We start from the raw sequence: 3,335 nt of genomic DNA, 5'->3' as shown, positions 1-3,335 counted from the left end.
AGCGCCCCAAGTTGCATCGCTTCTCCGATTACGATTACGACAACGACAACGACAACGATTGTGTTTGTGTTTAACTTGTTCTTGTCTCGTTGCTAAGCCCTTCTTCAGCCCCCCAACACCCGCCGCAGGACCTCCACCGCCTCGCTACGACTCAGTCGGCGCTCGACCGAATGGCGGGTGGCGGCGATCGCGGGCGGGGATTGCAGGCACCGGGGACAACCGGCCGCGGCGGCGCAGGGACATTCGGCCAGCCAGTCCCGGGTGTATTCCAGCAGCCGGCGCAACAGGTCGTCGTCGTCATTGAGCGCATCGATCAACCCAATGCCCTGGGGATGGAGGTCGAGGATCACCAGGCCGGACTCGCGGCGCCGGCCGATCTTGAGCCCCTGTGCGGCCATGACCAGGACCGCGTCCTCCTCCACCCCGACATGGACCGCCAACACCTGGCCCAGGGCCGCGGCGATGGAGTGCAGGGCGGCGGGGGCCTCGTCCAGGTCCTCGGCGAGGAAGCGCAGCAGCAGCCCCTGGGTGGGGAAGGCCAGGCTCTCGATCGGCTCGCCCCACAGGGGCTCGCTGCGGCTCAGTGTCCCGTGACGCTCGGGCCGGACCTCGATGATGCCGGTCACCTCCTCCTCGTACCAGGTCTGGATCACGGCCTTGTTCAGGCCGCCCTGGTCGAGAAAGACCTGGTTGTAGCGGGTGTCGACCTGGGTGCGGCGCAGGCGCGGCTCACTCACCCGCCAGGTCAGCGCCGGGTCATCGGTGCGGGTGCAATAGAGTACGCCTGAGCGTCTGATCGCGTCAGCGTTGGTCGCGGGCCAGGGGTTCATGCGGTAGGACTGACCCGCGACCTGGAAGACGCGCCGGGGATAGGCGACGATGGTGGCGCGTTCCGGGTCGATGCGCTGGAGCAGGGCCAGGCTCCCCCCGGCCTCGCGCAGGACCACCGAGACCAACTGATCGCCGACGGTATCCAGGGGCCCCGGGCGATACTGCGCCGCCGAACTGCGATAGCCGGTATCGACCTTCAAGACGTTGTTGTCGTCCAGATAACGGACGTCGCGCCGCTCGATTTCGTGGCGGTTGGCGAGTTCCTCCAACACCGGGTCGAGGATCGCATCGCGCCACTGAAAGGTGTCGAGCAGCCCGCTCGCCACCGCCTCCATCTCGCGCAGGGCCAGCAACAGGTGGCGGCGCACGATCGCCGGCTGCGGCACCCCGGGGACCAGCCGCCGCACGTGCCGGAAGAAGGCCTCGGGGTCCTGCGCCAACTGCGCCAGCAGGTGCCGCACATAGGGGTTGCCGGGCGCCGCGAGCAGGCCCACCTGGTGGGTCGGTAAGGCGGTCAGGGCGCGCCCGCCCTGGGCCAGCAGGTCGGCCAGCGCCAGCACCTGCGCGGCGCCGACCTCCAGGATCCGCGCCGCGGCGTCCGCCGGGTCGCGCGCCAGACCATCGGCCAGGCGACGCCCGCCGACCTGCTGCTGCAGGAAGTCGCCGGCCCGCACCAGGTCCAGGGTGGGCGGCGGGTCGAACCGGGTGCGCCACCCCGCCGCCACACTGGCCCGCAGGGCCGCCAGGCTGGGGTCGCCAGGGTCCGGATTGGCCGGGTCCGGATTGGCCGGGTCTGGGGGCCTTGGGTCCGCGCCCGGCTCCAGCAGGTGGATCGCGATGGGATGGGGGCGCCGCCGGGCGACCAGCACCCGCTCCGCGGGCTGGTAGTCGTAGGGCAGCAGTTGCGACCAGAAGGCCGCAAAGTTGGCCTCATGGCCGCGGTGATCGCGGGCGAAGGTGAGTGAGCGCGCCTCTTGGGCGCCGCGGGCACGCAGCAGCCGATCCAGACGGTGGGACAGGGCCCAGAAGTTGGCCGCCCGGACCCCGGAATAGGCGTCCAGGTCGAACCACACGGTCAGACCGATGCGCCCGAGCAGCACGGGGTTGTCGGCCAGGTCCGCCAGTTGCTCCGACAGGGTGCCGACATCCAGCACCCAGGCCATGGCGGTGCTGTCGATGGGGACAGCGGCCCGCGGCAGGTGAATGGCCTCCGGGCCCGGCAGCCAGGGCGCGAGCCGCGCGGCGAAGGCCGCGGGGGCCTGCGGGACCACGACCAGGGTCACCAGTTCCAGTCGCAGGTGGGTCAGTTGGATCGCGACCGCCAGGGCCTCCAACTGGCCGGCGTCGTCCGCCGCCAGGATCAGCCGGTTGCGCCCGCCGCGTTGCGCCGCGTCCGGACCGAACAGGTCGGCGACGGCCTCGATCAGTTCCGGGGCGACGCGGCGCTCCCGCAGGAAGGGCCACTGGTCGAGCAGGGCGCGCGCCCCGGGCTCGCGGCTTTCCGGCGCCGCCTCGGTGGCCGGGAGCCGACACAGGGTCTGGACGGCGAAGCCGGCACCGCGCAGCGCCGCCGCCCAGTCGCCGGGGGCCGCGGGCGGCGCCGCGCCCGCCTGGTCCGTCGCCGCCGCGGCGTCCGGGCCGCGACTGAATGCAATGGCAACGAGGGTGATCGCGACGACCGCGAGCAGGCCCCAGGGCGCGGCCCGCTCCTGGGCCTGCCCCTCCCCCAGGTCGGGGGCGCTCCACAGGAGCAGCAGCAGCAACGGCGGGACCAGGGCCCACAGCGCCCAGCGCCGGGAATTCTCGAAGCCCGCGGAGCCGGCCAGCCAGGCCCCGGGGCGCGGCTGATCGGGGCTGCGCGCCGGTGTCGGCAGCGCGAGCTGGATCAGGAGCACGGCCAACCAGACGGCAAAGGGGATGGCGAGCGCCCACCACTCGGGATGGGCCAGCCGCTGCCCATCCGGACCCACCGGCGAGGGGACCCGCAGGTCCAGGGGCGGCAGCCACGGCAGCGCCAGCCGCAGGCCGGTCGCGTCGAACAGCGGGTGCCAGCCCCGGTGCCACCAGGCGGCATCGACCAGTTGCAGGGTCCAGGCATAGAGCACCAGTGCGGCCAGGGGGCCGCCGGTCCAGACCAGCACCGCGGTCCACAGGGCACCGCTGTCGCGGGTCGGCCGCCGCGCGATGACCGCGGCATTGATCCCGAGCGCCAGCGCGAGGGCGACGAGGAAGACCACCAGGGGGACCAGCCAGGGGGCGGCGGCGATCATTTCAGAAAAAGCAGTCATCTGTGGATTTCAGGATCATGTGCGCCGCCCCGCAAACAGGCGCGCAAATGCAACGATCAGCCACCCGGGTCTGGGCATGGTACCTGTCACTCGTTGTCGTTGTCGTTGTCGTTGTCGTTGTCGTAACCGGAGAAGCGATGCAACTTGGGGTGCGGTAGAATCTGGGGCACTACGATAACTCCGATTAAGATTAAGATTAAGATTACGATTACGATT

General features: G+C 71.0%; 1 protein-coding gene. It reads right to left on the bottom strand.

Going from position 1 to position 3,335, the window contains the following annotated elements; genetic code table 11:
* Positions 1 to 104: 104 nt before the first annotated feature.
* A complete protein-coding gene (locus QZY48_RS19585) occupies positions 105 to 3,119 on the bottom strand; it encodes a Zn-binding domain-containing protein (RefSeq protein ID WP_295434327.1) in 3,015 nt (1,004 codons plus the stop codon).
* Positions 3,120 to 3,335 lie beyond the last annotated feature (216 nt).

The organism is uncultured Thiodictyon sp. (assembly GCF_903828115.1).
Lineage (GTDB): Bacteria > Pseudomonadota > Gammaproteobacteria > Chromatiales > Chromatiaceae > Thiodictyon.
The sequence above is the reverse complement of the archived record's forward strand: the minus strand, read 5'-3'. Positions and strand labels throughout refer to the sequence as shown.